This window comes from Streptosporangium sp. NPDC003464 (assembly GCF_053588315.1).
The window spans coordinates 1-7,520 of record NZ_JBSFPS010000375.1; the positions used below are offsets into that span (position 1 = coordinate 1).

The following is a 7,520-nucleotide window of genomic DNA, read 5'->3' on the forward strand; positions in this document are numbered from 1 at the left end:
CCGGGTGCGTGGGCGGCTTTCGCGTCGCCTTCCTCTACGCGCCGGCCGGCACGCCGGTGGCAGCCACGGGCCGGTGGGCCGCCGCGCCCGGCAAGACCGCGAGCGAGCAGACGACGCAGACTACGGCAGCCGCAGGGTCCGTGGCCGACACCCCGGTATTCCGCGGCCACGGATGTCGGTTCTCGGTGGCCGGGGCACACACCCAGACCCGCGATGGACCAATGCACCCTGATGAACTGGCCTCGCCGATCAGCCCGCTTCATGAGTGAGTGGCCCCACCTGAGCCGGTCGGGATGGACATCAGCTGCCGCAGCTTGACGCGCCGATCGCGATCGGACCCCGCTGAGGACGGCGAGGGCCTCGGCGAGCCGCCCGCCGGCCTCGTCGGGACGGTAGGCGGCCACGAGGAGGGTCGGGGCACGCACCCCGGCGACACCGCCCAGCAAGGCGAGGGTCTGGGCGTCGGCCCGGTGGAGGTCGTCGAGGACGATGGCCAGCGAACGATCCCGGGCCACCGCCGCGAGCCAGCACCACACCGCCCGGTGGAGCCGAAACCGTCCTTCGACAGCGTCGGCACCGCCTGTGCCTGCCGCGTCGATCAGCAGCGGTGCGAGGTCGGTGGCGAACGTCCCGGACGGGGGCGCGCTTTCGGCTATCCCGCGCGACACCTCCGCCCAGGCCCACGCTGGCGGGGCGCTTTCGGCATCGGGACAGCGACCGGTGGCGACGAGCCAGCCGCCCTGCTCCAGGCGCTCGGTCAGCCACCCGAGCAGCGCAGACTTCCCCAGCCCGCGCCTCTCCCGTCACCAGCGCGACCCGAGGACCCGCGGCGGTGGCCGCCGCGGTCGCGACCAACGTCGACAGCTCGGCGTCACGCCCGACGAACGGCTCCGCCGCGGGCACGGCCGCGCCTGGGACCGCGCCCCTGGCCCGGTCCTACGGCGGCACCGGAATCGCGGCCGACGACGGCCGGACGGGCGCGTTCTCGCGCGTGAGAACCGGTAGCCGCCCCTCCGGACCCGGCACTGAGGCGCGCAGCACCTCCACGCGCCGCGATCGTGCCAACTTCAGTGAGCCGGTGCCAGGTTCACTGAGCCGGGACACCCAGGTCTCGAGCCACCCGCTGGTAGTCGTCCAGAACGACGATCTTCATTCGGACATCGTACGACTATGATCACCGGGTGACGTTCGCGGGCAACTGGGATCATCTGGAACCGGCCACCAGGGAGGCCTACCGGCGCTTCGACGCCCTCACCGAGCAGGGCCTCGACCCCGGCCCCGGCACCGACTGGCGCCTTTACGGCACCTACGCCCACACCAAGCTCTGGCTCAGCCCGCAGGGCGGCCAGGACTACGACGAGCGCGTCCTGCGCCTGGTCCGCACCGTGGCCGGGCGCGCCGTCGACTGGACGCCCGACGACGCCTGGAACCTGGCCGAACGCGCCGGCTACTGGGCCCGCCAGGGCCACACCCGTCACGAGGAGCTCTATCGGATCCCGCTGTCGGCCGCCCACCTGCTCCATCCGCAACAGCGCCGCGACCTGTTCGGCCACCTGACGGACCTCGGAGAGCTTCAGCCGCTCCTGGAGAGCCTGCTCACCGAGAAGGGCCCAGCCGGTGCGGTCAGGAACGTGATCGGGGAGGCCGACCCCTTCGCCACGATGCTGGCCGAGGAGTACGGCCCCCGCCTGGCCGGAATGCTGCCGCTGCTGCGCCACTGGGCCACCGCCGACACACCGGCCCCAGGCGACGGCTGGTTGCCGGTCGTCTGCGACCTGCTCACCCCTGAGGCCATCGCCCTGGTCCACGAGCTGGTCACCCGCCTGGCCGCCTACCGGGGCGGCCCGTTCGTCTGCCACCACGCCGACATCAGCTGGAGCGAGGACCGCTTCCTGAAGGGCCGGACCGTCTCGGTGGCGCGCGGCCTGATCTGGACCTGCGAGGTCATTGACGAACCTTGGGTCCCGTCGCTGCTCGCCGACGCCGCCGTCACCTGCGGCACCGGCCACGATGGCCCCAGCTCCACCTGCCGCAGCGAGACCGTCGCCGACGGGGCCGTCGGCGTGCTGGCCCGCCGGGGCGGACCCGAGACAGTCACCCCACTGGCGCTTATTCAAACGCGGGTGCGGGCGGCGTCCGTACAGGAGAATGTCACTCGCGCGCTCGACGCGCTCGCCGACGCGGCCGCGCTGACCCGCGACCAGTTCCTCGACCGCACTCTGCCCACCGCCGACGCCACGCCCAGAGAGGTCGAGCAGGCGCGCACGGCCGCGCGCTACCGCCTGGAACAGGCGCTCATCCACCAGCGCGAATGGACCTGGCGTGAGGTCGGCGAGCACCTCCTCGACCACCCCGTCACTGGCTCCGACGCCCGCGCCCTGGTGTGGCGGATCCCCGGCGGCCCCTCCGGCCTGCCAGTCAGAACCGTCGACGGCTGGGAACTGGCCGGGCACCGCCCTGAGGGCCCGGTCGCCTTGTGGCACCCGGCCGACGCAAGCGCCGAGGAGGTGGGCGCGTGGCGCGAGAGGGGTCTGGCGCAGCCGTTCGAACAAGTCCTCCGCGAGGTGTACGCGGAAGAGCCGGATCGCGTCGCCGGTCACGTCGTGCGCTACGACCTGGCCCGGACGGAGCTGATCCGGCACGGCTGGACCGGCGTGTCGATCGGCTACTGGGAGCACGACTGTCACGAGGGGCAGGGCGAGGTGGTGCGCGACCTTGCGGACTGGCAGGCCCGCTGGCTTCTGCGCGTCGTCGAGGGCATGTCCGACGAGGGCTGGGACCTGGACGCGCTGTGCGCGACCAACCCGATGACCTTCCACCGCGCCGGCCAGGAGGTGCCGGCGGCGTCGGTGCCACCGCTGGTGCGGTCGGAGATCCTCCGAGAGGCCGACCTCACAGTCGCCGCCGCCTCGGCCGGCCCAGACGCCCAGCACCTGGTCGACTACTACGACGGATATTGGCACTAGAAGTTATGCAACACCGACACGACGATGCCCAGGATGACGGCCTCGTCGCCGTCGATGTCGCCGCGGGCGGGGTGCGTGGTTTGGGGACGACGTCGCCGCCCCGTCGCCGGAACTCCTCGACGGTCGCCTCGCCATCGATCATCGCACCACGATCTGCTCCCAATGAGCCTCGGGCTGCTGGCCGACCACGACAGTGTCCCGGACGTGCAGGAAAGCCGCTACTCTCGGCCGAGTACCCGGCCCCCGTGGACAGGCAAGACTCGTGCCCATCATTCGTCCAGCTCGCCATGGAGCTCGCTCGAAGTCGTCACCATCACCGAACCTGGCACCTACCAGGTCCTCATCGGCAACGGCGGGCCAGGCCTCGGAATCAGGCGGGGTGACGACTCCGAGGCCCTGCCCGAAGACGACCTGACGGCATGGCCGGTCGACAGTAGGGGAGTCGCTCACCCCTGCTCGGTGTGTACCTGCTGCAAGCAATGCGGCTGCGACACCAGCAGGCGGGGCCTGTGCGGCTTCTGCTCCGATCACGCACGACGGGTCGCCGAGGTCGAACCCCGCTTGGAACAGTGCTTGGCCGGCCTGGAGAACCCGGCCGACCGTTTCTGCGTCAACGAAGCGTCCGGCCTGGTCCACACGGCTGACTGTCCAGCGGTGAAACGGATCGCCAACCAGATCCAGCACCTCCTCGGGCAGGGGTGCACGCATAACTCTTACAGAGAGGACCGGTGCCTAGTGCTGTGCGTTCCTGATTGAGGGTGTGGATACCAGCTGAGCTGGGGGAATGATGCTTCCAAGGGGGCCATCATGCCGAAGCCGCTGTTGGCGCACCCGCCGCCGGACGCCGACGAGAAACACAAGCTCCGTAAGCCGGCCGGCGCGCGGCACGCCCCGGGCGACTGGATCTGGGACGACCACCACCCCAGCCCCGCACCCTCCGCCGCACGTTCGTCCACCGGCTGTGAGGAACGCAGCACTAGGACGGTTCGGGAGCTTCCCAGCGGGTGACCGAGAAGGTCGCGGATAGGGGGGCCTCGGCGGTCACGGCGGTCACCTTCAGCAGGGCGACGTACTTCTCGAAGCTGTCGAACATGCAGAACCGGTCCCCGGTCCGCAGTTCGGACACCGGCACGTCGAGGTCGTTGCGCTCGCCGCGCGCCGCGGCGTCCTGGCAGGCGGTGAGGTCCGGGTCGGCGCCGCCCTCCACCCGGGCCACGTATCCGCCGAACCGCACCTTCGGGCTTCCGGACAGGCAGCTCGGAAAGTACTCGACGTCCCCTCCGCCACCGGACAGTGTGTGCCGGTACCTGACGCGCGGCATGTCCGAACCGATCCCGACGCCGCCGATGCCGCAGTCGTATGCCTTGGCCACGTCGTCGGCCACCGTGAAGGGCTGGTTCTCGTAGACCTTGTCACCGGGCTGCGCCGGCGGGCCCTCGGTCCTGGCCGGCCCGGCCCACAGGGTCGCCGACAACGTGAGCTCCGCGACCGGGGAGCCGCTCACCTTCACCACGCGCAGGAGGACCACGCGGCCCTCTGCGGCGAAGTCCTCACAGAACCGGTCTCCCACCGCCAGGGCCTGGGTGCCGTAGCGGTCGATGTCCGTACCGCTGCCGACCGCCGCCCGTGCGGCGTCCCGGCAGCCCGCCTCGTCGAGGTCCCCGACGTCCGCGGCCGCCTTGGCGACGGCCACGTCGTCGAAGTCGAACCGCCCGTTCACCGAGGAGCATGGAGGCGACCACGCCAGGATGGGCGGCCTGCCCTCCTCCGTCTGCTCCCCGTCGTCATTGAGGCGCGGGTTCGACTCGTCGGACCCGAGGAGGCGCGGCCCGTTGTCCGCGAACTCCACGTAGATGTCCGACGGGCATCCGTTCTTGATCGCCTGGACGTCACTCAGCGAGATCTCCCTGTCCCGGTAGAGCAGCCCGGTCCTGGAAACCGTCGGCGTGGCGGACGCCGACCCTTCCGTCGTAGGGGATGCCGATCCTTCCGGCGCACGGGACGCCGATCCGGCCGGGCCCGCGGACCGTCCGTCGCCGTCCCCGCAGCCCGCGAGAACCGCCGCCAGAAGCAGCGCGAGGCCGGCGCCCCGCAGGGCCTTTCCCCGATGACCGTTGATTCCCCACATGTCAGCTCCTTGATCAGGTTCGTTGAGCCACCCACCGTCGACCGTCGAGGCTCCGCATGCCGGTTGTCGTCCGATGCCCGTCTACCGCCGGGTGTACTCCCGGGCGGCCAGGGAGGCGGCCAGGAGGTACGGGCCGAGCAGCAGGACGGCGCACAGCAACGCATACCAGAACCGCGAGCTGAGCGGCCCGAGCAGAAACCCCTCGGACGCCCACACCAGCACGGTCACCACGACGGGGGCCACGAAGAAGACGGACCAGGCCAGCACCCCGGCGAACCCGGTCAGCCACAGCCACCGGAACCACCGCCCGGCCCGCACGTCGGCGGGCGCGGCCGAGTCCAGCTCCGCCGCCTGCGCGGGGGTGAGCCTGCCGAACGCGCGCCGCAGCATCAGCGTCTTGACCCGCCAAAGGTCGCGGCAGCCGAGCGCGTTGACCAGCACCCCGTACAGGTCGGTGCGCAGGAAGACCATGCACTGCCACAGCAGGCCCGCCAGTTTCACGAACACCCATGTCGAAAGCGTCGCGTCCACCAGGGGGTCCGGTGACCACGTACCCTGCCGGATCAGCAGGCGGGCGCCCAGCAGCAGGCTGAGCAGGACCACGTCCACCGCCATCCCGCCGAGCAGCGGCCCGTAGCGGCGGCGGCGCGGCACCGTCCAGATCTGGGAGAGGTCGGTCTCCAGGACGGGCAGCATCATCCGCCGGTCCATCCCGAACCGGGACTCGACGCCGATCGCACGGGCGGCGAGCCAGTGCCCGCCCTCGTGCAGAGCCGTGGAGACCAGGACGAACGGCACGAGCAGCAGCGCGCTCAGCCCGACGTCGTCGAGCAGGAACGCGTCCCGGGCCGGGCTCGGGAACAGGGACGGCGAGGCGGCGAAGACGGCCAGGCAGAACAGCGATAGGACGGTGTAGCAGGTCCAGGCCACCGGTCCGAAGAAGGGACGGGCCGCGCGCTGGCTGACCCCCGCCATCCAGCGCCGCATCTGGATGGGCGCGGTGCGTACGGCCCGGCGTTCCACGTCGGGCCGGTCGTCGACGAATCCCAGCTCGGCGAGGGTCGCCAGGAACGACGGCATGTCCACGGGCTCACCGGCGAACGCCTCGGCCTCGGCTGCGGCCTCCTCCTCGGTCGCGCCGCGCAGCAGCGCCGAGATCACCACTCCGCCCACGGCCGGCATGGTCACGAAGGTGCCGGTGGCGGGATCGCCGACCAGTACCTCATCGTCCTCCTCGACCACGCTGAGCGGGCGCAGCGGGACCCTGCCGCTCATCGGCTCACCGCCGGGCCAGCGCGCACGCCGGGCAGGCGGGGTCACGGGGGAACGGTTGCCACACTGGGACGAGCCCGTTGAGCAGGTCGACGACCACCCGGAACCCGGCCGCGCGCGGCGGCTCGACGCCGGTCAGGTAACGCATGACCTCGTAGGCGACCAGCGACCCGACCTGCATCGCCATCGGCCCGGTGAGGCCGTTGGCGAGCCGCAGCCCGCGGGTGAGCCGATGGGCGACCGCCGCGGTCGTTCGTTCGTCAGGGCGGGGCAGGTCGGACTCGTCGCAGCGCAGGCAGGCGCTCTGGCCCGGGTCGACGGAGAAGTAGATGAGCTGGGTGCGGGTCATCCCGCCGGCCACCCAGGGGACGCCCGCGCGCAGCGCCGCCTCGTTGACCCACAGGTTCGCGTCCAGCGCGCCGTCGAGGCCGCCGGCGATCACCTGGACGTCCCCGGTCAGGTCCTTGAGGTCGTCCGGGCCGGAGATCCACCGGTCCACGGCGCGGACCTCGATGCCCGGGTCGTACGCGCGCACCCATTCGGCGGCGCGTTCCGCCTTCGACCGGCCGATGTCGGCGTGCTGGTAGAGGAACTGGCGGGCGAAGTTGCGCGGAGCGATGTCGTCGCGGTCCACCAGCGTCAGCGCGCCGACGCCGAGCCCGGCCAGGCACTGCACGAGGGACGAGCCGCCGCCGCCCGCACCGAGCACGAGGACGTGGGAGTCGCGCAGCCGCCGGACGAACTCCGCTCGCGACCTGCCGAGCCGGGCGAAGACCCCGAAGAACGTCAGGTTGGAGAAATGCCGCTCGTCGGCGTCCGGGTCGCCCAGCAGGCGTTCGTCGGCGTTCTCGACCAGGCCGAGGGAGTCGAGCCCGGTGAGACCGTCACGGACGTTGTCTCCCGTGACGGCCACGCCTCGCGCGGTCAGCGCCTCGCTCAGCTCCTCCGCCGTGGCCGGCCCGCGGGCCAGCTCCTCGAGGAGAGCCGCGATCCGGCCGTCCGGATCAGCCAGCGTGTACGCCTCGCGCGGGTCGTGGACCACCACCAGTTCGTCGCCGAGAGACTCCCAGGCGCACTCTTTCAACATCACCAGCATCGCTCATCCGCATCGCTCGTCGGGACGGAGCCGGTCGGGAGGCGGCCGTGCCGCCTCC

5 protein-coding genes and 1 pseudogene are annotated in these 7,520 nt (G+C 71.8%); 2 read left to right on the top strand and 4 right to left on the bottom strand.

The features are described from left to right. Positions 1-269 (top strand): hypothetical protein (locus ACWDS7_RS44680; RefSeq protein ID WP_451934244.1); only part of this gene is annotated, 269 nt, incomplete at its 5' end. 213 nt (positions 270-482) lie between these two features. Here the strand turns inward: ACWDS7_RS44680 and ACWDS7_RS44685 are convergent. Then, positions 483-788 (bottom strand): annotated as a pseudogene (locus tag ACWDS7_RS44685) (hypothetical protein); the annotation flags it as partial. Positions 789-1,181: 393 nt separating this feature from the next. Here ACWDS7_RS44685 and ACWDS7_RS44690 point away from each other — a divergent pair. Then, positions 1,182-2,966, top strand: coding sequence for a DUF4132 domain-containing protein (locus tag ACWDS7_RS44690; RefSeq protein ID WP_451934245.1), 1,785 nt, complete (start codon positions 1,182-1,184; stop codon positions 2,964-2,966). A gap of 976 nt (positions 2,967-3,942) precedes the next feature. Here the strand turns inward: ACWDS7_RS44690 and ACWDS7_RS44695 are convergent. The 3 genes from ACWDS7_RS44695 to ACWDS7_RS44705 form a co-directional block, all read right to left on the bottom strand. Beyond that, positions 3,943-5,094: a hypothetical protein gene (locus ACWDS7_RS44695; RefSeq protein WP_451934246.1), complete on the bottom strand. Its 1,152-nt coding sequence runs from the start codon at positions 5,092-5,094 to the stop codon at positions 3,943-3,945. A gap of 81 nt (positions 5,095-5,175) precedes the next feature. After that, positions 5,176-6,369, bottom strand: coding sequence for a hypothetical protein (locus ACWDS7_RS44700; RefSeq protein WP_451934247.1), 1,194 nt, complete (start codon positions 6,367-6,369; stop codon positions 5,176-5,178). Between the two features lie 4 nt (positions 6,370-6,373). After that, positions 6,374-7,462 carry a ThiF family adenylyltransferase gene (locus tag ACWDS7_RS44705; protein ID WP_451934248.1) on the bottom strand — a complete coding sequence of 363 codons (1,089 nt, stop codon included), beginning with the start codon at positions 7,460-7,462 and terminating at the stop codon, positions 6,374-6,376. Positions 7,463-7,520 lie beyond the last annotated feature (58 nt).